This window comes from Microbacterium sp. AC145 (assembly GCF_979258505.1).
Genome location: NZ_OZ409859.1, coordinates 218,460 through 241,723, shown reverse-complemented (window position 1 = coordinate 241,723; position 23,264 = coordinate 218,460). Strand labels below are relative to the sequence as shown.

28 protein-coding genes are annotated in these 23,264 nt (G+C 68.9%); 12 read left to right on the top strand and 16 right to left on the bottom strand.

From position 1 onward, the window contains the following. The first annotated feature begins 30 nt into the window (after nt 1-30). The 5 genes from ACZZZN_RS01175 (at nt 31) to ACZZZN_RS01155 (ending at nt 3,669) form a co-directional block, all read left to right on the top strand. Entirely contained in the window at nt 31-828 is a 798-nt protein-coding gene (locus tag ACZZZN_RS01175) for an EI24 domain-containing protein (protein ID WP_463503436.1), read from the top strand. Beyond that, a complete protein-coding gene (locus ACZZZN_RS01170; RefSeq protein WP_463503435.1) occupies nt 828-1,601 on the top strand; it encodes a DNA-formamidopyrimidine glycosylase family protein in 774 nt (257 codons plus the stop codon). The genes ACZZZN_RS01175 and ACZZZN_RS01170 overlap by 1 nt, the downstream gene beginning before the upstream one ends. Nucleotides 1,602-1,693: 92 nt before the next feature. Continuing rightward, nucleotides 1,694-2,101 carry a DapH/DapD/GlmU-related protein gene (locus tag ACZZZN_RS01165; protein WP_463503434.1) on the top strand — a complete coding sequence of 136 codons (408 nt, stop codon included), beginning with the start codon at nt 1,694-1,696 and terminating at the stop codon, nt 2,099-2,101. A gap of 85 nt (nt 2,102-2,186) precedes the next feature. Next, nucleotides 2,187-2,918: a LysR substrate-binding domain-containing protein gene (locus ACZZZN_RS01160; protein WP_463503433.1), complete on the top strand. Its 732-nt coding sequence runs from the start codon at nt 2,187-2,189 to the stop codon at nt 2,916-2,918. Nucleotides 2,919-2,937: 19 nt separating this feature from the next. Then, nucleotides 2,938-3,669 (top strand): type 1 glutamine amidotransferase family protein, encoded by a 732-nt coding sequence (locus tag ACZZZN_RS01155; protein ID WP_463503432.1) that lies wholly within the window; start codon nt 2,938-2,940, stop codon nt 3,667-3,669. Here the strand turns inward: ACZZZN_RS01155 and ACZZZN_RS01150 are convergent. Further along, nucleotides 3,660-4,127, bottom strand: a complete 468-nt coding sequence (locus ACZZZN_RS01150; RefSeq protein WP_463503431.1) for a glutaminase — start codon at nt 4,125-4,127, stop codon at nt 3,660-3,662. The two genes, ACZZZN_RS01155 and ACZZZN_RS01150, sit on opposite strands and share 10 nt — an antisense overlap. Beyond that, entirely contained in the window at nt 4,124-5,338 is a 1,215-nt protein-coding gene (locus ACZZZN_RS01145; protein ID WP_463503430.1) for a cation:proton antiporter, read from the bottom strand. Before ACZZZN_RS01145 ends, ACZZZN_RS01150 begins: the two co-directional genes overlap by 4 nt. 86 nt (nt 5,339-5,424) lie before the next feature. Between ACZZZN_RS01145 and purU the strand changes: the two genes are divergently transcribed. Further along, nucleotides 5,425-6,276 carry a formyltetrahydrofolate deformylase gene (purU, locus tag ACZZZN_RS01140; RefSeq protein WP_463503429.1) on the top strand — a complete coding sequence of 284 codons (852 nt, stop codon included), beginning with the start codon at nt 5,425-5,427 and terminating at the stop codon, nt 6,274-6,276. Nucleotides 6,277-6,295: 19 nt separating this feature from the next. Here the strand turns inward: purU and ACZZZN_RS01135 are convergent, their stop codons facing one another. Further along, nucleotides 6,296-7,342, bottom strand: a complete 1,047-nt coding sequence (locus tag ACZZZN_RS01135) for an NAD(P)H-dependent flavin oxidoreductase (RefSeq protein WP_463503428.1) — start codon at nt 7,340-7,342, stop codon at nt 6,296-6,298. A 54-nt stretch (nt 7,343-7,396) separates the two neighbouring features. Between ACZZZN_RS01135 and ACZZZN_RS01130 the strand changes: the two genes are divergently transcribed. Next, nucleotides 7,397-7,669, top strand: a complete 273-nt coding sequence (locus ACZZZN_RS01130) for a DUF6412 domain-containing protein (RefSeq protein WP_463503427.1) — start codon at nt 7,397-7,399, stop codon at nt 7,667-7,669. A 60-nt stretch (nt 7,670-7,729) separates the two neighbouring features. Continuing rightward, the gene (locus tag ACZZZN_RS01125) at nt 7,730-8,545 is read left to right on the top strand and encodes a YidC/Oxa1 family membrane protein insertase (protein WP_463503426.1); all 816 of its coding nucleotides are present in this window, start codon (nt 7,730-7,732) and stop codon (nt 8,543-8,545) included. On the opposite strand, the gene ACZZZN_RS01120 is transcribed toward ACZZZN_RS01125, so the two are convergent. The 3 genes from ACZZZN_RS01120 to ACZZZN_RS01110 form a co-directional block, all read right to left on the bottom strand. Further along, complete coding sequence (locus ACZZZN_RS01120; protein ID WP_463503425.1) at nt 8,517-9,371, bottom strand: EamA family transporter; 855 nt, start codon at nt 9,369-9,371, stop codon at nt 8,517-8,519. The two genes, ACZZZN_RS01125 and ACZZZN_RS01120, sit on opposite strands and share 29 nt — an antisense overlap. A gap of 207 nt (nt 9,372-9,578) precedes the next feature. Next, on the bottom strand, nt 9,579-10,463 hold the full coding sequence (locus tag ACZZZN_RS01115; RefSeq protein ID WP_463503424.1) for an SDR family oxidoreductase: 885 nt from the start codon (nt 10,461-10,463) through the stop codon (nt 9,579-9,581). Between the two features lie 97 nt (nt 10,464-10,560). Then, complete coding sequence (locus tag ACZZZN_RS01110; RefSeq protein ID WP_463503423.1) at nt 10,561-10,920, bottom strand: DUF7882 family protein; 360 nt, start codon at nt 10,918-10,920, stop codon at nt 10,561-10,563. A gap of 127 nt (nt 10,921-11,047) precedes the next feature. Here ACZZZN_RS01110 and ACZZZN_RS01105 point away from each other — a divergent pair, with 127 nt between their 5' ends. After that, complete coding sequence (locus tag ACZZZN_RS01105; RefSeq protein ID WP_463503422.1) at nt 11,048-11,584, top strand: FHA domain-containing protein; 537 nt, start codon at nt 11,048-11,050, stop codon at nt 11,582-11,584. Then, the gene (locus ACZZZN_RS01100) at nt 11,581-12,120 is read left to right on the top strand and encodes a CinA family protein (RefSeq protein ID WP_463503421.1); all 540 of its coding nucleotides are present in this window, start codon (nt 11,581-11,583) and stop codon (nt 12,118-12,120) included. The genes ACZZZN_RS01105 and ACZZZN_RS01100 overlap by 4 nt, the downstream gene beginning before the upstream one ends. 55 nt (nt 12,121-12,175) lie before the next feature. On the opposite strand, the gene ACZZZN_RS01095 is transcribed toward ACZZZN_RS01100, so the two are convergent. From ACZZZN_RS01095 to ACZZZN_RS01070, 6 genes are all read right to left on the bottom strand, one after another. After that, nucleotides 12,176-13,264: an alcohol dehydrogenase catalytic domain-containing protein gene (locus ACZZZN_RS01095; RefSeq protein WP_463503420.1), complete on the bottom strand. Its 1,089-nt coding sequence runs from the start codon at nt 13,262-13,264 to the stop codon at nt 12,176-12,178. A gap of 12 nt (nt 13,265-13,276) precedes the next feature. Further along, complete coding sequence (locus tag ACZZZN_RS01090; protein WP_463503419.1) at nt 13,277-13,996, bottom strand: HAD family hydrolase; 720 nt, start codon at nt 13,994-13,996, stop codon at nt 13,277-13,279. Continuing rightward, nucleotides 13,993-15,156, bottom strand: a complete 1,164-nt coding sequence (locus ACZZZN_RS01085; protein ID WP_463503418.1) for a TIGR03364 family FAD-dependent oxidoreductase — start codon at nt 15,154-15,156, stop codon at nt 13,993-13,995. The genes ACZZZN_RS01090 and ACZZZN_RS01085 overlap by 4 nt, the downstream gene beginning before the upstream one ends. Continuing rightward, entirely contained in the window at nt 15,153-16,907 is a 1,755-nt protein-coding gene (phnE, locus tag ACZZZN_RS01080) for a phosphonate ABC transporter, permease protein PhnE (protein ID WP_463503417.1), read from the bottom strand. The genes ACZZZN_RS01085 and phnE overlap by 4 nt, the downstream gene beginning before the upstream one ends. Next, on the bottom strand, nt 16,904-17,746 hold the full coding sequence (gene phnC, locus ACZZZN_RS01075) for a phosphonate ABC transporter ATP-binding protein (RefSeq protein WP_463503416.1): 843 nt from the start codon (nt 17,744-17,746) through the stop codon (nt 16,904-16,906). Before phnC ends, phnE begins: the two co-directional genes overlap by 4 nt. A gap of 139 nt (nt 17,747-17,885) precedes the next feature. Continuing rightward, complete coding sequence (locus ACZZZN_RS01070) at nt 17,886-18,815, bottom strand: phosphate/phosphite/phosphonate ABC transporter substrate-binding protein (protein ID WP_463503415.1); 930 nt, start codon at nt 18,813-18,815, stop codon at nt 17,886-17,888. A gap of 170 nt (nt 18,816-18,985) precedes the next feature. On the opposite strand from ACZZZN_RS01070, the gene ACZZZN_RS01065 reads away from it, so the two are divergent. After that, nucleotides 18,986-19,729 carry a GntR family transcriptional regulator gene (locus tag ACZZZN_RS01065; RefSeq protein WP_463503414.1) on the top strand — a complete coding sequence of 248 codons (744 nt, stop codon included), beginning with the start codon at nt 18,986-18,988 and terminating at the stop codon, nt 19,727-19,729. 233 nt (nt 19,730-19,962) lie between these two features. Here ACZZZN_RS01065 and ACZZZN_RS01060 read toward each other — a convergent pair whose 3' ends face one another. Continuing rightward, nucleotides 19,963-20,502, bottom strand: a complete 540-nt coding sequence (locus ACZZZN_RS01060) for a sensor histidine kinase (RefSeq protein ID WP_463506524.1) — start codon at nt 20,500-20,502, stop codon at nt 19,963-19,965. Beyond that, a complete protein-coding gene (locus ACZZZN_RS01055) occupies nt 20,412-21,110 on the bottom strand; it encodes a putative NADH:ubiquinone reductase complex subunit (protein ID WP_463506618.1) in 699 nt (232 codons plus the stop codon). Before ACZZZN_RS01055 ends, ACZZZN_RS01060 begins: the two co-directional genes overlap by 91 nt. Before the next feature lie 226 nt (nt 21,111-21,336). Here ACZZZN_RS01055 and ACZZZN_RS01050 point away from each other — a divergent pair, with 226 nt between their 5' ends. Beyond that, complete coding sequence (locus ACZZZN_RS01050; protein ID WP_463503413.1) at nt 21,337-21,990, top strand: response regulator; 654 nt, start codon at nt 21,337-21,339, stop codon at nt 21,988-21,990. A 6-nt stretch (nt 21,991-21,996) separates the two neighbouring features. On the opposite strand, the gene ACZZZN_RS01045 is transcribed toward ACZZZN_RS01050, so the two are convergent. Then, nucleotides 21,997-23,001: a Clp protease N-terminal domain-containing protein gene (locus tag ACZZZN_RS01045; RefSeq protein WP_463503412.1), complete on the bottom strand. Its 1,005-nt coding sequence runs from the start codon at nt 22,999-23,001 to the stop codon at nt 21,997-21,999. Beyond that, a complete protein-coding gene (locus ACZZZN_RS01040; protein ID WP_463503411.1) occupies nt 22,998-23,246 on the bottom strand; it encodes a hypothetical protein in 249 nt (82 codons plus the stop codon). Before ACZZZN_RS01040 ends, ACZZZN_RS01045 begins: the two co-directional genes overlap by 4 nt. Between the last annotated feature and the right edge of the window lie 18 nt (nt 23,247-23,264).

Here is a 23,264-nt window from a genome sequence, read left to right as displayed (position 1 = left end):
CGACGCATCGACTGCTCTTAGGCTGAAGGCATGATCGGGGAGTTCTTCGAGGGCATCCGCACCCTCCTGCGCGGATTCGGCACCTGGCGCAACCGCCCCGGCCTGATGGCGCTCGGGCTCGTGCCTGCGGTGATCGCCGCCCTGCTGCTGATCGCCGTGCTCGTACCGCTCGCGCTCTCGCTCGGTCTGATCTCCGATGCCCTGACCCCGTTCGCCGACCGCTGGTTCGAGCCGTGGCGCTCGCTGTTCCGCGGGGCCGTGAGCCTGGTGGTTCTCGTCGCCGCACTCGCGCTCGCGAGCGCCGTGTTCAGCGCGCTCGCCCTCGCCATCGGCGACCCGTTCTACCAGCGCATCTGGCACGCCGTCGAGAAGGATCTCGGAGACGCGCCCGCGACCGAGGGCGGCGGGTTCTGGACGGCGCTCGGCGAAGGCATCCGGCTGGTGCTCCTCGGCGTGCTCGTCGCGATCACCGTGCTGCTGATCGGGCTCATCCCGCTCGTGGGTGGCGTGCTCGGGGCCGTGCTCGGCGTCACGCTCACGGGCAGACTTCTGGCCCGCGAACTCACGGGACGCGCCTTCGATGCACGCGATCTGACCCCTGCCGATCGTGCGACCCTCTTCCGTGGCAGCCGCGCACGTGTGCTGGGTTTCGGGGTGGCGACCCAGCTGTGCTTCCTGATCCCGGGAGGTGCCGTCGCCGTGATGCCCGCGGCCGTCGCAGGCTCGACACTGCTCGCCCGCACGATGCTCGAGCGCACGCCACTCGCGGTGACCGCACCGCCGGCGACTCCGAGCGTGCAGCATCCGCCGCAGTCGGAACCCGCCTGATGCCCGAGGGAGATACCGTCTTCCGCACGGCGCGACGCCTCGAGCAGGCACTGGTCGGGTCGGAGGTCACGCGCTTCGATCTGCGAGTGCCCCGCTTCGCCACGGTCGATCTCACCGGCCAGCCGGTCGTCGCCTCGATCCCCCGCGGCAAGCATCTGCTGCTGCGCATCGGCGACAGCACCCTGCATTCCCACCTGCGCATGGACGGCGCGTGGCTGGCCTACCGACCGGGTGAGAAGTGGCGGCATCCGGCCTTCAAGGTACGGGCGATCGTGGGCACGGCGGAGCACGACGCGGTCGGCATCGACCTGGCCGAGATCGAGGTCGTGCCGACACGTGACGAACAGGAACTGGTCGGCCATCTCGGTCCCGATCCGCTCGGACCGGACTGGGATGCCGTCGAGGCCGCACGTCGACTGAGCACCGACACCCGGGCGATCCACGTCGCGCTCCTCGACCAGCGCAACGTCGCCGGGTTCGGCAACGAATACGCGGCTGAGCTGCTGTTCCTCCGCGGGGTCCTGCCGACGACGCCCACGCCCGAGGTCGATGTCACAGCGCTGCTCGACCTCGGCGTGCGCACGATCCGCGCCAATCGCGACCGCCGCCACCGCACCTTCACGGGCGTCGATCGGCCGGGGCAGGGAACCTGGGTCTACGGTCGCTCCGGGCGACCCTGCCGCCGCTGCGGAACGCTCATCCGCCGCGGCGAATTGGGCGCCGACCCCACCCGCGAACGCATCACCTTCTGGTGCCCCGTGTGCCAGAAATGACCTGATTCCATGCTCGGGAATGAATCGAGCGGTCCCGTGGTTGTTGATATATCCGAACAGGTTCAGAGCAGGTTCGGACACGGGGAGGAATCGTGGGTAAGAACTACATCGACATCGAGAACGATCAGGGCGCCACGCTGCGATACCGCAAGCACGCCAACGGTCGCGGTCTCGTCGCGCACGGCGCGAAGGTCCATCCCAAGGCGCACGTCGAAGCGGGCGCGTACGTCGAACCCGGCGCGCGCGTCGGAGCCGGTGCGACGGTCGCCCGTGGCGCGTGGATCGAGCCGGATGCCGTGATCGGCGAAGGCGCGCACATCGAGGCGCACGCGCACATCGGCCAGGGCGCGGCAGTGGGCGACAACGCTCACGTCGGAGTCCGCACCGAGGTCGGAGCCGGCGCACGCATCGTGCGCGGCGCACGCATCGGAGACGACGAGACGGTCGCCGCCGGGCTCACCGTCGCCACCGACCCGCGAGGTCTCTGGCTGGCCGCCTGACCCCGCTCGTCCCTGCACGACCCTGCACGACCCGGTGGCCGCAGTCCAGCCGGGTACTCGCAGTCCCGCCGGGTACTCTGGGCTGATGGCGAAGCAACAGCGGCGACCGGCGCGCCCGCCCGGACAGGTGCGGCGCAACAAGGCTGCGCCCGCCCAGCGCTTCCCGCCGCCCAAGCCGCCGAAGAAGACCACGAAGGTGGCCTTCGACGCACCCGCTGACGAGCCTGAAGAGCCACGCACCTTCCGCCTCGGCGTCGTTCCCGGTGCGACCCCCGGCAAGTGGATCGATGCCTGGAAGCAGCGGATGCCGCATGTTCCGCTCGAGCTCGTCCCGATCACCGTGTCGACCCAGCGCGAGGCTCTCGCCGATGTCGATGCAGCCCTCGTGCGACTGCCACTGGATGACGACACCCTGCACGTCATCTCCCTGTACGACGAGGTGCCTGTCGTCGTCGCCACCATCGACTCGCATCTGCTCGCGGCCGACGAGCTGACGCTGGCCGATCTCGCCGGCGAGGTGGTCATGACGCCCTCGGACGACGCACTCGTGCCGTTCGAGGTTCCGGGTTCCACTCCGCCCAGATTCTCACCGCTGCCGACCGCCGAGGCGATCACGACCGCCGCGACCGGCATCGGCATCGTCATCGTCCCGATGTCGCTCGCGCGCCTGCACCACCGCAAGGATGTCGATCACCGGGTGCTCACCGACGGGCCGACCTCGACGGTGGCGCTCGCCTGGCCCCGGGAGCGCACCACACCCGACGTCGAGACCTTCGTGGGCATCGTCCGCGGACGCACGGCGAACTCGTCTCGCTGACCCTCGTTAGACTCTCGTGGTGGTCTCGCTTCTCTACGTGTGCGTGCGCCCTGAGCTCGGGGCTGCCGACGCCGAACATGCCTCCTTCCGGCGTGCTCTCGGTGTCGACGTCGTCGACCGTCTCGATCTGCTGACCGAGCGCCTCGACCCCGTCCGCCTCGCCCGCTATCAGGGCGTCGTCGTGGGAGGGTCGCCGTTCAACGTCACCGACCCCGCGAAGAGCCTCGTGCAGCGCCGCGTCGAAGCAGACCTCGAAAGCCTCGCCCACAGCGCCATCGCCGGCGAGATCGCCGCGTTCTTCACCTGCTTCAGCATCGGAGTGGTGACGCGGATGCTCGGCGGTGCCGTCACGTCGGACACCCCCGAGTCGGCGAGCGCCACCGTGATCGAGACCACTCCCGAGGCATCCGACGACCCGGTGTTCGGCCCCAGCGCCCCCGCACTCACCGTGTTCACGGCGCACAAGGAGAGCGCGGTCGCCGTGCCTGAGAGCGCAGTTCTGCTCGCCACCAATGCGGTCTGCCCCGTGCAGGCCTACCGGGTCGGCACCCACCTGTACACGGCGCAGTTCCACCCCGAGCCCACGCCGCGTGACTTCGCCGACCGCATGACCTTCTACCGCACGACCGGATACTTCGACCCCGAGGAGTTCGACATCGTGCAGCGACAGGTGCTCGCGGCATCCGTCACCGAGGGCGCGGCCCTGCTGCGCCGCTTCGCGCAGACGTTCGCCCCCGCGCGTCAGCTCTGAGCGTCGCGCAGCAGCTGCACCCGCTCACGGAGGTATGCCTCCAACGGCATCCACCCTCCCGCAGTGCTCCACCGCACCGAAGGCACTCCGTCGATATCGGCCAGTGGCCCTGACGAGCCGCCGGCGTCGACCGCAGCGACATCGATCGCACTCCAGCCGATGTGCGCGACCTCGCCCTCGCCGAATCCTCCCCGCAGGGCGAGGGCCCGGCGGGCGGCGCGTTCACGCGCTGATTCCGCCGTGTATCCGCGTCGACCCGGGTCTGCGGCGCGCAGCACTTCGGCGGTCGCGAGCGCGTGCTCGTCGGTCAACAGCAGCACACCGAGATGCCAGGCCTCGCCGATGCGGACGATCCGGTGCCCGCGCCAGCGCGACTGCCGTTCCTCGCCGAGTCCCTCGCGCGGTGCGCCGGCGAGGTCGCGCACGGCCTGTGCGAGCAAGGCGGATGCGGTCGTCACAGCTCTCCCTGGGGCGTCACGGCGGCCGACCTCGCTGCGGCGAGACGCGCACCGTCGCCGCGCAGCACCATCCCGATGACGGGGAACAGCAGCACCGACAGCATTCCCGCGCCCACGAGAGCGGCCGCCGTGCCGCTGTCGATCATGTCGTGGTCGACACCGATCGCGGTCACCGCGACGATGATCGGCAGGCCGGTGGCAGCGAGCAGTCCGAGGGCGGTGCGCTCTCGCACGCTCGCTCCCGGCGGAGCGGAGAGCTGGGCGGTCGAGCCCCGCAGCACCAGGAGCGCCACGAGGAACAGCGGCAGCAGGGCCAGCGCCGACGGCGAGGTCACGAGTGCCTGCAGATCGAAGTTGACCCCGGTGTAGAGGAAGAAGATCGGCACGAGGAAGCCGAACGCGATCGCCTCGACCTTCGTCTCGACCGCCTCTGCATCTTTCTCGGGGGCGCGGGCCATGATGATCCGCCACACCGCACCGGCGACGAACGCACCGAGGAGCATGTCGAGATCGAGCATCACGCTGAGGCCGACGAGCGCGGCGACCAGCAGCAGCACGAATCGCACACCGAACTGGTCGGAGGTGTGCAGCGTGGCGCGCACGAACGCGTGCAGACGCCCGTGGGGAACACGGTGCGCCAACAGCACCGCGAGACCGGCGAGCACCACGAAGGCGAGCAGCACCGCGGTGGCGATCGGCGTGGTCCGCGTGCTGAGGAAGAGCGAGATGGCGATGAGGGGCAGGAACTCGCCCACCGCCCCGAGCACGGTGACCGCTCGGCCGAACGGCGTGTCGGTCTCCTTCGCGTCCCGCAGGATCGGCATCAGGGTGCCGAGCGCGGTGGAGCTGAGGGCGATCGCGATCACGACCATCCCCTCACCGGGCGCCAGCGCGAACCCGAGCACGAGGCCGAGGCCGACGCTGATCACCCACCCCAGAGACGCCCGCATCAGGGGACGACCGCTCACGGCTCGGAAGTCGATCTCCGATCCCGCGACGAAGAAGAGCATCGCCAGGCCGAAGTCGCTGAGCTTCTCGAGGATCTCGGTCGGCTCGACCCACCCGAGCACCGCGGGCCCCGCGACGATTCCGAGGACGAGCTCGAAGACGATGATCGGCACACGGATGACCGGACGGATGCCGCGCGCGAGCAGCGGCGCCGCCACGGCGAGCAGCGGGATCAGCACGAGTCCGAGATCACCGGCGTTCACAGTCTCAGAGTAGCGAGGGTCGGCCCGCGATTCGCCCCGTGGCCGCCCGGCACGGCAGAATCGATGCACACCCTCGAGGAGTCCCCATGTCTCAGCCCGACACCGCCCGCCTGCTCATCGCCTGCGACGACCAGCCCGGCATCGTCGCCGCCGTCGCCGGAGTGCTCGCACAGCACGGCGCGAACATCATCTCCCTCGACCAGCACTCGACGGACTCCGAGGGCGGTCGGTTCTTCCAGCGCACCGTGATCCACCTGCCGGGTCTCGCCGCCTCACGTCCGGCTCTCGAAGCGGACATCGCTGCGGTCGCCGAGCGATTCGGCATGGAATGGTCGCTGCACGACACCGCGCGCCGCAAGCGGGTCGCGATCTTCGTCTCGAAGTACGACCACTGCATGATGGAGCTGCTGTGGCGCACGCAGCGCGGCCAGCTCGACATCGACGTGACGATGGTCGTCTCCAACCACCCCGACCTCGCCGAGGCGGTGCGCTCGTTCGGGGTGCCGTTCGTGCACATCCCCTCGGGAGACAAGCAGACGATGGAGCAGCGTCAGCTCGAGCTGCTCCGCGGCAACGTCGACCTCGTCGTGCTCGCGCGCTACATGCAGATCCTCACGGACGACTTCATCGAGAGCGTCGGCGCCCCGGTCATCAACATCCACCACTCGTTCCTGCCGGCGTTCATCGGAGCGAACCCCTATGCACGCGCCAAGGACCGCGGTGTGAAGCTCATCGGCGCGACCGCGCACTATGCGACCGCCGACCTCGACGAGGGCCCGATCATCGAGCAGGACGTCACGCGCGTCACGCACTCCGAGTCGGCCGTCGATCTGCAGCGGCGCGGTGCCGACGTCGAGCGTCAGGTACTCGCCCGCGCCGTGCAGTGGCACGCCGAGGACCGCGTGATCGTGCACGGCCGCTCGACCGTCATCCTCTAGAAAGGGCTGAGGTCAACGCTCAGCGGATATCGGGAACCCCCGCGAGCAGCTCCGCGAACGCCTCTGCGGAGGTCGGATACGTCGCCAAAGGCGCGCCCTGCCCCATCCACAGCGACTGCAGCTCTCCGAGATTCTGCTCGCCCGCCGCGGTGCGGAACCGACCGGTCAGCCAGTTCTGCATCGGGAACCGGGCGATCGTGCCGCTCGCCTCGATCGCCCGCACGGCGCGGTTGCGGGCGCCGCGGGCCAGCCGACCGCTCATCGCGCGGGTCAGCACGGTGCCGTCGGCCGCGGTCGCGCGGATCGCCGCGCGGTGCGAGTCGGAGGCCGCCGATTCGGCGGTCCCGAGAAAGGCAGTGCCGACCTGCACGGCCGAGGCGCCGAGTGCGAACGCAGCGGCGACCCCGCGGCGGTCGGCGATGCCACCGGCCGCGATCACCGGCACGTCGACCGCATCCGCGACCTGCGGCACGAGTGCGAGCGTGCCGACGAGCGAGTCCTCAGCGGGTCGCAGGAACGACACGCGATGCCCTCCGGCCTCGAGGCCGGTCGCGACGATCGCGTCGACGCCGGCGGCGGCGAGCGCGACCGCCTCTGCCACGGTCGTGGCGGTGCCGATCACCCGGATGCCGCGTCGATGCGCCTCGTCGATGACCTCGTCGGAGGGGACTCCGAACACGACGCTGAGCACGGGCGGCGCGGACTCCCAGATCGCCTCGAGCTGTTCGTCGAGCGAGGGCATGTAGCGCTCGGGACGGGCGGGGACGTCGACCCCGACCGCGTCGTAGAAGGGCTCGAGGGCCTGCGCGAACACGGTGTGCTGGGCGTTCGGCTCGACCTCGTCGCCGGTGGGGATCCAGATGTTCACGGCGAACGGCCGAGGGGTCGCCTGCCGCAGCTCGACGACGGTCGACCGGACCCGGTCGCCGTCGTAGCCGTACAGACCGTATCCGCCGAGGCCGCCGGACTCGCTCACCGCCGCGGTCAGCGCCACGGAGGAGAGTCCGCCGAACGGGCCGAGAACGATCGGATGCTCGATGCCGAGGAGCGCGCGCAGATCAGTCATCCTCCGAGGTTACGCCCGCGCGGCGGTGCTATTCTCGCCGTGAGGGAGGCGCGCATGAACGAGTGGTTCGGTCAGATGCTCGGCTTCGTCGCGTCCGCGCTCGGCCTCATCGCCGTGCCCGACGCCGCCGCCCTCGGTGTCGCGATCGCGCTGATCGCGTTGACCACTCTGACGATCGCCGTGGCGCTGAGCCTCGTCCCTCCGACAGAGGGCGCGACCCCGCATCCTCTGCGGGCGATCGATGTCTCGACCCTGCTCGCGCAGAGCGATCCGGATGCCGCAGGGCACCCGCGTCCTCGTGCGCCGGGAGTCGCCGTCGCCGCGTAGCCCGTCTCGTACGGGATCGCGCGGCTTCGCCGACCCTTCCCGACACACGAACGGACTTCCATGGACATCTTCGCCTTCCCACCCCTCGCCGCCCTGCTCGATGCGGCCTACGGAGCCCTCGCCGGGCTCTCCTCCCTGCTCGAGCCACTGGCCGGAGCATCCGCCGCGGCCCTCGCCGTCGTACTCGTCACGCTGCTGGTGCGCGCCCTGCTGATCCCGGTGGGCATCTCGCAGGCCAGAGCCGAACAGACCAGAGCGCGGCTCGCGCCGAAGCTGCGTGAGATCCAGCGCCGCCACAAGAAGAACCCCGAGCGACTGCAGAAGGAGATGCTCGAGCTGTACCGCCGCGAGAACACCTCCCCGTTCGCCGGCATGCTGCCGGTGCTCGCCCAGGCGCCCGTCGTCGGGCTGCTGTACACGCTGTTCCTGCGCCCCGAGATCGCGGGGCACCCCAACGACCTGCTCACGCACGAGCTGTTCGGCGCACCGCTGGGCACGAGTTTCGTGTCGGCGGTGTTCGGCGGCACCGCGTCGCCCGAGACCTTGATCGTGTTCGGCGTGCTCGCGGTGATCATGCTCGTGGTCGCCGACATCAGCCGCCGGGTGTTCCGCCCGGCACCGGTGCCGGAGGGCGCTGAGGACTCGCCGCTCTCGTCGCCCGCCATGCTGCGGATCGCGGGCGCGCTGCACTACCTGACGGCCGTGTTCGCCGCGTTCGTGCCGCTCGCCGCCGCGCTCTATCTGACGGTCACCGTGGTCTGGACGCTGGTGCAGCGCATGCTCCTGCGTCGCCGGTATCCCCTGCCCGAGATCGCTCCGGCCACGCCGAAGAAGACGTCGGGCTCCGCTAGTCGGGCAGCGGGAGGGGCCCGGTGAACGGCCCCGCATCCTGATCGAAGAGGTCGTCGTCGGCCCTGCCATCGCGGCGGTCGGATGCTGCGCCGTCGGCGTCCGACCGCCGCCGCTCGCGTCGTGCACCGAGGGTCGTGCCGACGCTGGCCACGATGACGAGGGCGATCGCCAGCACCTTCAGCACGCTCGCGTCCTGCGAGAGGATCAGCCAGCCGGCGAGAGTCGCGAATGCGGGCTCGAGGCTGAGCAGCACACCGAACACGCGCTGCGGCAGCCGACGCAGCGCCGCGAGCTCGAAGCTGTACGGGATGACCGACGACAGCACGGCTGTGACCGACGCGAGCAGCAGCAGCTGCATGTCACCCGCGACGGTCGCAGCGGTCGGCACACCGACCGGCAGCAGCACGATCGCCGCGACGAGAAGCCCCACAGCCAGACCGTCTGCGCCCGGGATCAGCGCACCGACGCGGGCGCTCAGGCGGATGTACATCGCCCAGAAGCCAGCGGCGATGAGCGCGAACACGACACCGAGCGGATCCAGAGCATCGGATCCCGTCAGGCCATCGATGCCGAGCAGCGCCATGCCGAGCAGTGCGACGCCGACCCACGCAGCATCGGCGAGCCGGCGTGTGAGGGCCGCGGCGAGGATCAGCGGACCGAGGAACTCGATCGCGACGGCGGGCCCCAACGGGATGCGGTCGATCGCGGCGTAGAAGAACCCGTTCATCGCGGCGAGCGAGAGACCGAAGATCACCGCGGCGAGCCACTGGCTGCGGGTCCATCGGCGGGGGCGCGGTCGCACGATCACGAGCAGCAGCAGCGCCGCGATCGCGACGCGCAACGAGGTCACGCCCCATGGCCCGAGCACAGGGAACAGCTACGCGGCGACCGCCGCCCCGAAGGGCAACGAGAGGCAGGATCCGACCACCAACGCCACACCGACGAGCGGACGGGATGCCGCGGAGTTCTGCACCGCCCCAGCCTACGTGCGTCGGCGCGCGTGCACGGGGGACTCGGTGTGCATCAGCCGCTCATCGACGGCGCGTGCGCAGGAGGGTCAGAGGTGCTTGCCTCCGGTGACGGCGATCACCGATCCCGAGGTGTACGACGACTCAGCCGACGCCAGGTACACATACGCTCCGGCGAGCTCGGCGGGCTGCCCGGCGCGGCCGAGAGGAGTGTCCTGCCCGAACGTCTTCACCCGCTCGTCGCTCCAGCCGGTCGCCGGGATCAGCGGCGTCCAGATCGGCCCCGGTGCCACGGCGTTGACCCGGATGCCGCGCTCGCCCGCCTCCTCGGCGAGCGCCTTGACGAACGCGACCTGCGCCGCCTTCGTCATCGCGTAGTCGATGAGATTCGGTGATGGTTCGAAGGCCTGCACGGACGCGGTCACGATGATGCTCGCGCCCGACTCGAGGCGCGGGTATGCGGCGCGCGCCGTGTAGAGCAGTCCGAAGAGGTTGGTCTCGAAGACGCGACGCAGCCGGTCGGTCTCGAGGTTCTCGAACCCGTCGATGTCGTGCTGATATGCGGCGTTCAGCACCACGATGTCGAGTCCGCCCAACGCATCCGCCGCCTGCGTCACGATGTCTGTGGCGAACGCCTCATCCCGAACGTCTCCGGCGAGGCCGAGCGCGGTGCGCCCCTCGGCTCTGACCAGGGCGAGTGTGTCGTCGGCATCCGCCTGCTCCTCCGGCATGTGCACGATCGCGACGTCGGCTCCCTCGCGGGCGAAGGCGATCGCCACGGCTCGTCCGATGCCGGAGTCGCCCCCGGTGATCAGTGCGCGGCGTCCACGCAGTCTGCCACTGCCGACATAGCTGTGCTCGCCGTGGTCGGGTTCGGGGCGCATGTCGCGGGTGAGCCCCGGCTGGCTCTGCTGCTGGCCGGGGAACTCCTCATCGCGGTGCTGGGTGCGGGGGTCGGGAGTGATGTCGGTCATGCCCCGAGAGTCCTCGAACCTGCGCGATCGGGGCAGGGGGTTGACAGGATCAACGCCCGCGCTCGATCAGAGCGAGCCCGATCAGAGCGGAGCGCGATCAGAGCGGAGGGTTCGAATCGAGAGGGGCGTGCTCTGCGGCCGCTGCCGCCGCACCGTGCGTCTCGCTCGGTTCGGGCACGACGTGGAGCCCGCTCGGAGCGTTGGCGGTGAAGGCGAGAGCCTCGATCCAGGCACGGTTGATCGACGGTTGGCGGCTTCCGTAGTACTTGAAGACGAGGGCGCTGCCCGGCTGGATCCAGACGGTCGTGCGCCCTCCTCCCACGCTGGCATCCTCCCGCCAGCTGAAGGGGAACGGCTCGGCCCGGCGCAGCTTGGCGGTGATCACCAGCTGCAGGTGGGTGAGTGCCCGATCCTCGATCTCGGTCTTCACACTGCCCTCGTAGATGAACTTTCCCATGCAGGTCTCCCTCTCCGTAGCCCGATCATATTGGAGGGATACACCGGAATGCTCGTCCGAAGTCAACCCCCTGACACAGACCCTGCCGAGCACATACCGTCGTACTCGACTGCGAGGAGGCCTGATCATGGCACGACACATCGATGACCGTCCCGACGAGGGGTACACGCCCACCACGACCCACGCCGAGTTCGGCGCAGGCAACCCCCGGCTGCGCGTCACGCGCAACGACGAGCGCAGCGAATTCGCCCTCGACGTCGAGATCGTGCGCATCGGCTCCGCCGCCGATCTCGAGCTGCGACTCGACGGGGCAGATCCCGTGCACGCGACGATCACGCACGACGAGCGCGACGAATATGTGCTCGAGTTGCACGGCGAGGGCGAGATGAACACGAACCCCGCCGCCGACGCGACGCACCCCGGAGAGCGGACGCAGACGTTGCGCACCGGCGCCCGCTTCACGGTCGCCGAGTGGGAGCTGGTCTTCGCACGCGACGAGTTCGCCGACCATGGTCGCCCGTACGGCGGACGACTGGGCGGCGAGTACTCCGACCAGCCGCTGCAGCCGTCGCGCCCCGACTACTCCGACGAAGCGACCGCCACGACGACGGAAGAGACCCCCTCGACGGACGAGACTCCTTCGACGGACGAGACGGCGCGGTGACGACCGACGGCGTCGCCGAAGCCGAGGTGAACTCCACGTCGACGGTGCTCGAGCGCCTCGGCGAGGTGGCACGCGAGCGTGGCCTTCGGGTGTGCGTCGTCGAGTCGCTCACCTCCGGGCGTCTGGCGAGCACGGTCGGCGCGGTCGAGGGAGCCGGCGACTGGTTCGCCGGCGGAGTCGTCGCCTACGCCACCGACATCAAGGAGCGCGTGCTCGGCGTCACCCCAGGCACCGATCCCGTCTCGGATGTCTGCGCAGAGCAGCTCGCCGACGGGGCGCGCCGCCTGTTCGACGCCGACCTGTGCGTCTCGACGACCGGCGTCGGCGGTCCGGATGCCGAAGGCGGTCACGACGCAGGCACGGTCTACCTCGGCTGGGCGTCGAACGACGGCATCGGGCATCGGATGCTCGCACTCACCGGCGATCCGCGCGAGGTGCTCGACGAGACGGTGGCGATCGCCACGAGGCTGCTCGCCTTCCACGCCGAGAGCCTGCAGCCGGTGGGGCCGCGCCGTGGGGATGCCCGGCAGGTCTGACGACGCTCTTCCTGCGGCAGTCGTCGGAAACCGACCTCCTCAGACCGACGCTCCCCTACCGACCCGGAACCAGCCCGATCCGCAGCGGTGCTCCGGCCCGGGATGCCGCGCTGAGCGCCTCGTCGATCGCCGCGAGCTGGCGCACCTCCCCCACCGCATCCGCGAACGGGTAGGCGCGTCCTCGTCCACCGAGGAACGCGACGGCTTCGGCGAGTTCCGCGCCGGTGTAGTTGTGCACCCCGCTCACCGTGACGAGGCGACGCACGATGCTCTCGGCGTCGAGAGGCACGGGGTCGGCCGGAAAGACACTGCCGACGAGCACCACCGTGCCGCCGGTGGCGACCCCGGCGAGGGCATCGGCGACGGCGTGCCCCGAGGCCTCGATCACGACCTCGGGGTCATGGTCGAGCGGTGCGGCGCCGAAGCGCGTCGCGAGCGCGAGACGTGCGGGGTTCGGATCGAGCACCTCGACGGATGCGCCGCGTTCGACGGCGATCGCCGCCGCGGTGAGTCCCACGAGCCCGGCACCGTGCACACGCACCGAGGCGCCCTCGAGGTCGTGATCGCGGGCAGCCCTGTTCACCGCGGCCCACGCCGTCGCCGTGGCGCACGACGCCGGCGCGAGCACCGATGCGGGCAGCGACTCGGGCACGCGCACGATCGCGGTACCGGCGCGCACCTGCACATGGCTGCCGAAGGCGCCGGTGAGATCACCGTTCACTCCGACACGGTCGTGACCGTACTTGCCGAGCGTGCGGCACTTCTGCGTCAGGCCCCGCGCGCACCGATCGCAGGTGCCGCACGAGATCGTCACCGACCAGACCACGCGATCGCCGATGCGCAGGGGGCTTCCGTCGACGGATGTCGCACCGCAGTCGCCCGTCGCGATCACCCGGCCGACGCTCTCATGCCCGAGCACCAGGGGCACCGGAGCCGAACGACGGCCCTGCACGGTGTGCACATCGGAACCGCAGATCGTCGACATCTCGACCGCCACGAGCACGTCGCCGTCGCCGAGGGCGACCCCGGGCACCGCGATCATCTCGTGCGGGTGCCCCTCGCCGATCCAAACCATGGCGGTCGCGGCAGGACGCAGCGTGACATCGCGACGGTGACCGGGAGGACGCACCAGCAGGGTTCCCATGATGACGTCCTCTCAGCGGGCGACGGCAGGAGCGAGCAGCGCGCGCTCAGCGAGAGCGGCGCGCAGCTCGGTCACATCGGTGAGCACGGCATCCGCTCCCGCACCGCTCAGCGCGTCGACGTCGTGGGCACCCGTGAGCACACCGGCCACGAACCCTGCGCCCGCACGGCGACCCGACTCGACATCGCTGGCGGTGTCTCCGGCGACGGCGACCGCCGCCACCGACGAGGTCTGCGTGCGCAGCAGAGCCGTGAGCACGAGGTCGGGAGCGGGGCGACCTCGCCCCGCATCGACGGGAGACAGCGCGAGGTCGATGAGATCGCGCCATCCGAGCCCCTCGATCAGGGCGTCGCGGGTCACCGGGGCGAATCCGGTCGTGAGCACGATCCGCAGGCCGGCATCCTTGAGTCCCTGGATGGCGTCGGCGGCCCCGGCGATCTCGGTGACCCCCTGCTCGTCGACGATCTCGGCGTACGCGGACTCGAACGCGGCGGTCGCGCGCTCGGCCGCGACGCTGTCGCCGCCGGCGAGGTGCGTGAAGACGTCGATCTTCGACTGCCCCATGGTGTCGCGCACGTAGGTCAGAGCCTCGTGCCACGGCATCCGGTCGGCGACTCCGGTGCGTTCCGCGGCACGCTGGAAGGCCTGCTCGACGACGCCGTCGTCGAGCACCGTGGTGCCGGCCATGTCGAGCACGACGAGTTCGGTGCGGATGGTCTCGAGAGTGGTCATGATGTTCCTTCCATTGCGGGTTCCCACCCGAAGGCGGATGCGAGATTCTCTTCGGCGAGCCCCAGCCCCGTGGTCATTCCGATGCCGGTCGTCGCGGCGAGCACCAGCACTTCCTCGTCGCCCCGTTCGATGAGGAAGTCCTGCGGTCCCTTGGCGTAGACGCCCTGCCAGCGCTCGAGCACGCGCGGGATCGGCATGTCGAACAGCGCCTCGGCCTCGGCGAGGAACGCCGTGAACGCCGCCTCGGGCTGGAAGGGATCGGGCGCGGTGGCCGTGGCGTGCGAATCGCCGATGATCAGCGTGCCGTCCGGCAGCTGCGTGTACATCTGGTTGAGGTCGAGTGCCGCCAGATCGGGACGCTCGGCGTGCAGCCGCTCACGAAGGGCCGCAGCGGGCGCGCTGTCGGAGAATCGGCCGTAGCGCACGAGCGACCACCCGGTCAGCAGCGGGGCCGTGAGCGGATGACTCACGGTGACCGCCGCCCGCATCATGTCGAGCGCGCAGCGCACCACACCCACACGCTCGGCGATCTCGGGCAGCAGCTGATCGATGTCATGGTTCACGGCGACGACCACGGCACCTGCCGTGATCACGCCCCGGGTCGTGTCGACGCGTCCGCGCGACACCGCGGTCACGGCGGTGCGGAAGCGGAACTCGACGCCCAGGCTCGCGAGGTGACGGACGATGGCTGCGGCCGCGGTGCGGGGGTCTGTCTGCAGGTCGGTCTCGATGCGCGCGCCACCGACCAGCCCGTCGGCGCGCAGCGGCGCGAGGCGCAGGAGTTCGTCTGCCTCGAGCATCCGGATGCCGCCATCGGCCGCCGCGTGTTCGAGCACCGCGATCTCGTCGGCGTGACGAGCAGCGATCAGCGTTCCCGATTCGCGCAGCCAGAACCCGGCGTCGCGCGACAGGCGCAGCCACAGGTCGCGAGAGGCATCCGCGTAGCGTCGCGCCTCGCCCGCCTGCGCACCGATGCAGAGGTGCCCGAAGTTGCGGATCGTCGCACCGACCGGAGCATCCGCTCTGTCGACGACGATGACGCGCAGCCCTCGTCGCACGGCCGCGTAGGCGGCACCGAGACCGACGATGCCGGAGCCGACGACGACGACATCCGCCGTGTTCGCCGTGTCCGCCGTGTTCGTGAGTTCAGCGCCGCTCACCGGAACACCTTCCGCATCCACATCGCGAGTCCTTCGACGATCAGCACCGTCACGAGGATCATGAGCACGATCGCGGTGACCGTCTCGTACCGCGAGCCCTGGCTGGCGTTGAGCAGGTAGTAGCCGACGCCGCCGCCGCCGACGATGCCGAGGATCGTCGCCGCGCGGATGTTCGTGTCGAGCATGTAGAAGCTGTGGCCGATGAGCGCCTGCATCCCCTGCGGCACCGTGGCCGAGGTGTATGTCTGCAGTCGTGTCGCGCCGACCGCGCGCAGCGCACGCTCGGGTCCGCGGTCGACCTCTTCGAACGAGTCGGCGATCAGTTTGCCGAGCAGGCCGATGCCGCCGATCGCGAGCGCGATCACGCCCGCCTGCGCTCCGAGTCCGGTGATCACGACGAGCACGATCGCGAGGATCAACTCGGGGATGCCGCGGATGCCGACGAGCAGAAAGCGCGCAGCCCCTCGGATGCCGGAGTTCGGGGCCACGTTGCTCGCGGCCAGCGAGCCGAGCAGCAGCGATGGCAGCAGCGTCAGCACGGTGGCCGCCAGCGCGATGGCGACCGTGTCGACCATGGCTGAGACCATGACGGCCGCGTCGTAGTTGCCGAACGACGGGGGCCAGAATCTGGCCGCGACCTCGGGCAGCTTGGCCCAGAAGGTGAAGAAGTCGCCCCAGTTGATCTGGCTCACCACGACGCTGCCGATCACGACCAGCACCGCGATGACGCCACCGATGGTGTGGCGCACGCGCTCGGCGGTCCAGGGACGGCGCACGGCCGACTGCGGGCTGGCAGCCCAGGCCGGCCGGTCGGCTGCGCCTGCGGTGGCGGAGGCGGTGGCGGTGGCGGTGTCGCGCAGGCGCGGGTGGATGATGCGGTCGATCCACGAGCGGGTCTGCTTCTGCTGCCCGAGCATCGCGCCACGCACCATGCTCGAGATGATCTCCATCGCGATGCACAGGATGAAGATCACCAGGGCGATGCCGAGGCCCTTGCCGTAGTTGAGCGACTTGAACGCGTACGACATCTCGAGGCCGAGGCCAGCGACACCGACGTAGCCGAGCACGACGCTGCCGCGCAGATTGATGTCGTTGCGGTGCAGCACGGTGGCGACCCAGCTCGGCAGCACCTGAGGCAGGATGCCGGAGGAGAACTCCTGCATCTTCGATCCGCCGGCGGCGCGGATCGCGAGGCGCGGGCCTTCGTCGATCTGCTCGATCGCATCCGCGAACATCTTCGAGATCATGCCGATCGAGTGGATGCCGATAGCGAGGATCCCGGGCAGCGTGCCCAGCGAGAACATGAGCACGAATGCCATGGCCAGCACCACGTCGGGGAGCGCGCGGGTGAGCACGCCGACGAACCGCGCTGCGGCACGCCATCCGTTGCCCGGCGTCGTGTTCGACGCCGCGAGATAGGCGATGGGCACCGAGAGGACGGCGGCGAGCAGCGTGCCGACGAGCACGAGCCCCACAGTGAGGGCGATCAGCCAGACGAGGTCGCCGAACTCGGGGAACGACAGCCCGCCGACGCGGGCCATGAAGTTCTCGGCGTTGCCCCAGCTCTGCACCATCGCGGGGATCGAGATGCCCACCTCGTTCACGGCGAGGACGCCGAGCACGAGCAGGGCGAGGAGGGTCAGCGAGGCGGCGATCCGCTCGGGCGAGAGCGGGCGTTTCGGGGCACGATCGGTGACGGATCCGGCGCCGGGGTGGGTGGCGGCACCCGCGGGAGAGTCGAGCAGCGTCACGAGACGCGGGCCTTGTCTGTGGCGAGGACGGCTGTCTCTTCGGTGAGTTCGATCGCCACGGCCTGGATCTCGGCGGTGGTCGTCGCGACGCGGCCGTAGATCTCCATGACCTCGGCCTTGGTGAGGTCGGTGGTCGGGGTGTCGAGAACGACCTCGCCGTGGCGGAGTCCGACGATGCGGTCGGCCCACGAGATCGCCAGATCGACCTGGTGCAGGCTGCACACCACGGTCAGTCCCTCGTCGGCCGCGATCTCACGGATCAGCGCCATGACCTGGTCGCTGGACTCGGGATCGAGCGAGGCGACGGGCTCGTCGGCAAGCAGGATGTCGGGCTTCTGCATGAGTGCGCGGGCGATCGCCACGCGCTGCTGCTGGCCGCCCGACAGGGTGTCGCTGCGCTGATAGGCACGGTCGAGCAGGCCGACCCGGTCGAGGTGCTCGAGGGCGCGGACCTTCGATGCGCGGGAGTAGCCCCACAACCCGAGCCTCGGGCCGCGAACGGATGACAGCGACCCGGTGAGCACGTTCTCGAGCACCGTGAGCGAGGGCACGAGCTCGAACTGCTGGAAGATGAAGCCGACGCGACTGCGCAGTGACCGCAGCGCCCTGCCGCTGAGGGTCGGAACCTGCTGCCCCAGCACCTCCACAGAACCCGCGGTGGGCAGTTCGAGCCCGTCGAGGTGCCGCAGCAGGGTGGACTTGCCCGAGCCCGAGAGCCCGAGGAGCACGACGATCTCGCCGCGCGCGACCTGCAGGGAGGCGTTGTTGAGTGCGGTGGTGGAGCCGAAGGTCTTGGTCACACCGTCGAGTCGGATCAGGGCATCGGATGCCGTGTTCATGTCAGTTTCTCCTCGTGATCGTCTGAAGTCCGTTGTCGAGCGAGCGAAGCGAGACGAAACGCAGTGAGCCTTCAGTGCGTCTCGTCTCGCTCACTTCGCTCCCTCGCTCAACGAACGGGAGCGAAGCGGATGCCTGGGATCAGGCCTTGCACTGCTCGGCTTCGGTCTCCTCGCAGATGTCGCGAATGAGGTCGTAGTACGCGTCGTCGACGGGCTTCGTGGCGTAGAACACGCTGCGGAAGGCATCCGTGTCCGCGCCGTCGATGCCCGCGGCGATGATGTCGTCGATCGTGATCTCGGCGAGGCCGTCGATCAGCGTCGTCGAGACGTCGTCGGGGAGGCTCGACGAGTAGACGAGAGGAGCGCCGGGCACCATGGTCTCGTCGATGACCTTGACGGCATCCGACTTCTCGACCTCGGAGTCCTCGGCGAAGCCGACCTCGCACTCGACGCCCTCGCCGACCTTCTGCACGCTCACGTCGTGCTTGCCCGCGAACACGGGGGTGATGTCGGTCTTGGGGTCGATGCCCGCCTCGAGGAGGTTGTAGGAGGGGAAGAGGTAGCCCGAGGTCGACGACGGGTCGACGAAGCAGACCTTCTTGCCCGCGAAGTCCTCGTAGCTGTCGATGTCGCTGTCGACCGGGACGATCGCCTGCGAGTAGTAGCCGGGTTCCTGGCCCTCTTCGGTGACGATCGACGAGATCGGAGTGAGCTCGGCGCCGTTGTTCGTCGCCGTCACGTAGGTGAAGCCGGAGAACGAGGCGACGTCGACCTTGCCGGCCACCGCGGCCTCGATCAGGGCGGCGTAGTCGGTGGACTCGTGGTACTCGACGGTCTTGCCCGAGATCTCGGCGATGTAGTCCATCAGGGGCTGGTAGTTCGTCTCGGTGTCGACCGAGTCGGGGACGACGCCGAAGACGAGAGTGTTGTCATCGACCGCGAAGCCGCTGCCGGTGGACGACTCTGCGGCACCGGCGTCGCCGGTGGCCTCGGCTGCGCCGGAGCACGCGGAGAGGCCGAGCGCGAGGATCGCGGCACCGGCGAGAACGGGGAGAGCACGGAGCTTCATGAGGACCTTTCGAGGGTGAGGGAGGTGATCCGTCAGCAACTCTGACAGGCGAGTGGTCGAGATATATACCTAACTCGGAAGAGTTCAGAGTTCGTTCACCCGCGATTACCCGGGATGAACACCAGAAGAACGGGCACGCAGACGGACGAATGCCGAAGTAGTATTCCTATGTGCCAGAAGCTGTATACACGCAGATCGCCGATGAGTTGCGGTCGCAGATCCAGACGGGCGTCCTGCGCCCGGGAGACGACGTGCCGACGGAGTCCGAGCTCGCAGAGCGATGGCGCACCTCGCGCGGGCCGATCCGCAATGCGCTCGCGACCCTGAAGTCGGAGGGTCTGATCGACACCGGGCGCGGTCGCCCCGCACGTGTCGTCTCGCAGAAGGCCAGCCAGGCCGTCGACATCTCGGTGCCGTTCACCCGATGGGCGCGCGAGCTCGGCGTCACACCGGGCGCCCGCACGCAGGAGCTGAGCCTGCGGCGCGCCGGGGATCGCGCAGAGCTGCTCGGAGTCTCGCCCGACGACATCATCGTCAGCGTCGTGCGGCTGCGACTGCTCGACGGCCGACCCACGATGCTCGAGCGCCTCTTCTTCACCGAGGCCGTCGGCCGCACCCTCTTCGCCGTGGATCCCGATGAGATCTCGATCACGGAGTACCTCGGTTCGCTGGGGCATCCGATCGTCGGACTGCAGCACCAGATCGACGCGGTGGCGGCCGACGAGCAGGATGCCGCGCTGCTGCAGGTGCCGCAGGGAACACCGATCCTGCGACTCAGCCGTATCTCGCGCGATGCGGACGGGCTGATCTTCGAGGCCTCGGAGGACCGCTACCTCAGCGAGGTCGTGCGCTTCACCGTGGCGGCATCCGGAATCTCCACGGATGGGCACTACATGCGGGCTGTCGGCGGCTGAGCCGAAGCGATCATCGACCGGTCGGACGGAACCGACTGGAGAGAAGCTGATCGCGAGCGCGATGGGGATCAGATTCCAAGGATCGCGCTCGCGATCACAGCGCTGGGGATGCGCTATTTCTGGGGTGATACCAATGTAAACCGCGTATTTACCGATGGAGTACGGTCTAACGTCGAGATCTCACCTAGACCTTTGTCCAGTCTTCCGGTATTCCGGGCACCTGAGACAGCGGTTCAGACGCGCGCGATCGGCAATCTGGCCGAGACGACCCACCGTCCGCCGATCTCGCCGGCGTCGAACGTGCCGCTCGCGCCGAGCACACGCTCGGCCATCCGCCCGATTCCGGTGCGGCTCGATGAGAGCTCGCGCCGAGGAGTGGCAGAGAGCGGACTGGTCACGGTGAGCGTGGCGGATTCGTCGCTGACGTCGAGGTCGATCTCGATCTCACCGTCGCCGGCGTACTTCAGAGCGTTGGTGGCCGACTCGCGCATGATGCGCGCGAGGATGATCTCGGCCGCGCGCGGGATCCGTTCGTCTGCGGGGTCGCCACTGAGGAGCACGGAGTGACCCGCGGACTCGAACTCCTCTTTCGCTTCGTCGATCGATGCGGTGAGGTCACCCGACGGCATGCCCGTCGAGCGGGGGCCGTCGTCGGCGAGATCGATCACGAAGCGCAGATCTGTCATCGCTTTTCGTGCGGCGATGCGAATGGCCTCCTGCGAGGAGGCGCTTGCTCGATCGTCATCGAGCATCTGCACGTGCAGCGAGACCACGGTGAGGTGGTGAGCGATGCTGTCGTGCAACTCGCCGGCGATCCATCGTCGCTCGGCGAGGACTGCTTGCCGTTCTTGTTCGGCTTTCTCCGCCAGTTGCACTTCGAGGGTCCGCCCCTGGCGAAGGCGAGCCGAAGCGCATAACCCACGGCTCCGGACACTGCAGCACCCACGAGGAAGATGCTGACGCGGAAGACCTCGGTCGAGCCGCCGGTTGCCACCAGCGCGGAAGCGACGAGGAATGCTCCGACATACGAGAGGACCAGTGAGGTCCACCCGAGCCGCATGATCAGACCGGCCGCGAATGCGGCCGTGGTCAACACCTGGGCTTGACTGCCGGGAATGAAAGAGAGTGCGAACACGACGCCGAGGGCGCATGTCGCGACGAGAGGCGACCAGAGATACAGAACCAGAACCGCACTGGAGGCGATGCTGATGACTGCTGTCAGCGGCTCCAACCCCGGAGGGAGGAACAGTCCGACGATGTCGAAGATGAGGATCGTACCGATGACCGCCAGAACGGCGATTCGTTCGATCGTGCTGAGCTTCTCGCCCTTACCGAGTCGGGTGACGTCGAGACGATCACCCGTCGCAAGACTTGAAGCCATACTTCAGTATCTCCTTTTCGCCAGCTATATTAACGATAGAAGCCGAAGAAGCGACCAACCTGATCCCAAAAAGACATGTACATTCACCTCCCGAGTTGTACTTTTGTTTAGCGATGTATTGATCTTCTCGGTGAACTGATCGCCGCGCATCTGTCTTGAGTCCAGACCTCACTAGCCAAAGGTCTAGGCCGTCGCACCTGGGGTCGACCCCGGTTAGGCTTCCTCCATGCCCGAAATCCGCGTAGTGATCGTCGATGACGACCCTTTGGTGCGTTCAGCGCTCTCGCACTTCGTTTCGCGAGACCCGGAGATCACGGTGATCGCCGAGGCGGAGTCGGGTCTCGAAGGAATCGACACGGTCGAGCGCGAGCGTCCGGACGTCGTGATGATGGACGTGCAGATGCCCGAGATGAACGGCATCGAGGCGACCGCGGTGATCAGCGAACGCTGGCCGGACGTCAAGATCCTGGCGGTCACGACGCTCGACGGCAGCGACACCGTGCTGCCGATGCTGAGTGCCGGCGCGTCGGGGTACATGCTGAAGGATTCGAGCGCTGCGAGCATCGTCGCTGCGGTGCGGGAGGTCTACAGCGGCGCGAGCTCGCTCTCTCCTCGCATCGCGTCACTGTTGATCAAGCACGTGCGCGACACCGAGCCGGTCGGCGGCGATGGGACGCTCGAGGAGCTCACCGACCGCGAGGAAGAGGTGCTGCAGCGCCTGGCCCAGGGCATGTCGAATGCCGAGATCGCTCGCGCACTGATCGTGTCGGAGGGCACGGTGAAGGCGCATCTGGGACGCATCATGTCGAAGTGGCATGTGCGCGACCGCGTGCAGATCCTGGTCACGGCCGCGCACGCAGGCCTGGTCGAGTTCCGCTGACGCTCGTCAGGTACGCAACGCCCGCGAGATGTTGTCGGCCTTGCCCCGCAGGTGCGCGCGAACGATCATGCGTCGCAGCGGAGTGAGCAGCACCCGGACCGTGCGGCGAATCAGCCCATCCGGTGCGACATCGGTGTCGTCGCGACGCAGCGAGAGCGTGAGGTCGGTCCCGGCGCCACGGGACACGAGATCGATGCGCAACACCTGACCCGCGATGTGCGGAGCCTGAGGGAACGAGCGCACCCACTCGATCGCATCCGGCGTATCGCACGATCGGATGCGGTGATCGGTGGTGGCGAACGCCGGCTTGAGACGAGCCGGTCGCCCATCGACGCGACGCTCGCGGGTCTGCGCGTGCACGACACCGTCGGGCCTCAGCTCTGTCGACTGCGCCTCGAAGTCGTTCCAGTCGAGCCATCGTTGCGGGTTGGATAGGAGTGTGCGCACCTCATCGATCGGGAAGGGCACGAAGCGGCGGTATTCGCGCTCGAAGCCTGCCTTCGGCGGGGGCGCCGCGCCGGAGCATTCTGGCGACGAGAGTTCTGCCGACGAGAGTTCTGCCGACGAGACGAGGGATTCGGGGTCGACACCGAGATCTCGGAGCACTTCGCGCACGTGGCCGGTGGGCTCGTCGAGCAGGGCGGTGAAGAGCGTGCGATCCGGATGCGGGCTTGCAGCCGCGGTCTCCAGCATCGCTCGCATTCCCTCTCGGTAGACGAAGCCCCCGCGCGTGCTGCCCGAAGGTATGCGTCGGTCAGCGTCGGCAGCTGTGGACGGGGTCATTCCCAGCCTGCTCAGCCGGTTCGCGTGGAGTGAGTGGAACGCCGTTCGGGCGGGGGCGAGGGTGACCCCGTTGCGGGCGAGTTCTTGGGTCACCGGCCCGCCGATGCTGAGCAGTGCGAGGAAAAGGTGCTCGACATCGATCTCAGGATGCGCGGCTCGACGCTGCTCATCTTCGGCCAGCACGCTGACTTCACGAAACCACTTCACGGTGCTGACGATGCGGCTCATGAGTGCCGCCGCCTCGGGACCTCGATGGTCGGATCGACACGCTTGCCGTACTTCTTGTGCACGGCTTGCCGTGTGACTCCGAGGAGCTCGGCGATCTGACTCCAACTGAAGCCGGCGCGCAACGCCGCCTCGACCTGGCGGAACTCCAGCGCTTCGACGTGCAGCCGCAAAGCCGCAACAGCACGGAGTCCCTCGCGTGGGTGCAGGAGGTCGTCAGCGGTCGCGGCCAGTTCCGTGGATTCCATGCTTAGCAACTTAGTTTG

What these genes read in the sequence shown, in the direction of transcription:
- ACZZZN_RS01175 (WP_463503436.1), top strand. Translation starts at nt 31, where the DNA reads ATGATCGGGGAGTTCTTCGAGGGCATCCGCACCCTCCTGCGCGGATTC.
- ACZZZN_RS01170 (WP_463503435.1), top strand. Translation starts at nt 828, where the DNA reads ATGCCCGAGGGAGATACCGTCTTCCGCACGGCGCGACGCCTCGAGCAG.
- ACZZZN_RS01160 (WP_463503433.1), top strand. Translation starts at nt 2,187, where the DNA reads ATGGCGAAGCAACAGCGGCGACCGGCGCGCCCGCCCGGACAGGTGCGG.
- purU (WP_463503429.1), top strand. Translation starts at nt 5,425, where the DNA reads ATGTCTCAGCCCGACACCGCCCGCCTGCTCATCGCCTGCGACGACCAG.
- ACZZZN_RS01135 (WP_463503428.1), bottom strand. Translation starts at nt 7,342, where the DNA reads ATGACTGATCTGCGCGCGCTCCTCGGCATCGAGCATCCGATCGTTCTC.
- ACZZZN_RS01130 (WP_463503427.1), top strand. Translation starts at nt 7,397, where the DNA reads ATGAACGAGTGGTTCGGTCAGATGCTCGGCTTCGTCGCGTCCGCGCTC.
- ACZZZN_RS01125 (WP_463503426.1), top strand. Translation starts at nt 7,730, where the DNA reads ATGGACATCTTCGCCTTCCCACCCCTCGCCGCCCTGCTCGATGCGGCC.
- ACZZZN_RS01115 (WP_463503424.1), bottom strand. Translation starts at nt 10,463, where the DNA reads ATGACCGACATCACTCCCGACCCCCGCACCCAGCACCGCGATGAGGAG.
- ACZZZN_RS01110 (WP_463503423.1), bottom strand. Translation starts at nt 10,920, where the DNA reads ATGGGAAAGTTCATCTACGAGGGCAGTGTGAAGACCGAGATCGAGGAT.
- ACZZZN_RS01105 (WP_463503422.1), top strand. Translation starts at nt 11,048, where the DNA reads ATGGCACGACACATCGATGACCGTCCCGACGAGGGGTACACGCCCACC.
- ACZZZN_RS01095 (WP_463503420.1), bottom strand. Translation starts at nt 13,264, where the DNA reads ATGGGAACCCTGCTGGTGCGTCCTCCCGGTCACCGTCGCGATGTCACG.
- ACZZZN_RS01090 (WP_463503419.1), bottom strand. Translation starts at nt 13,996, where the DNA reads ATGACCACTCTCGAGACCATCCGCACCGAACTCGTCGTGCTCGACATG.
- phnC (WP_463503416.1), bottom strand. Translation starts at nt 17,746, where the DNA reads ATGAACACGGCATCCGATGCCCTGATCCGACTCGACGGTGTGACCAAG.
- ACZZZN_RS01070 (WP_463503415.1), bottom strand. Translation starts at nt 18,815, where the DNA reads ATGAAGCTCCGTGCTCTCCCCGTTCTCGCCGGTGCCGCGATCCTCGCG.
- ACZZZN_RS01055 (WP_463506618.1), bottom strand. Translation starts at nt 21,110, where the DNA reads ATGGCTTCAAGTCTTGCGACGGGTGATCGTCTCGACGTCACCCGACTC.
- ACZZZN_RS01050 (WP_463503413.1), top strand. Translation starts at nt 21,337, where the DNA reads ATGCCCGAAATCCGCGTAGTGATCGTCGATGACGACCCTTTGGTGCGT.
- ACZZZN_RS01045 (WP_463503412.1), bottom strand. Translation starts at nt 23,001, where the DNA reads ATGAGCCGCATCGTCAGCACCGTGAAGTGGTTTCGTGAAGTCAGCGTG.
- ACZZZN_RS01040 (WP_463503411.1), bottom strand. Translation starts at nt 23,246, where the DNA reads ATGGAATCCACGGAACTGGCCGCGACCGCTGACGACCTCCTGCACCCA.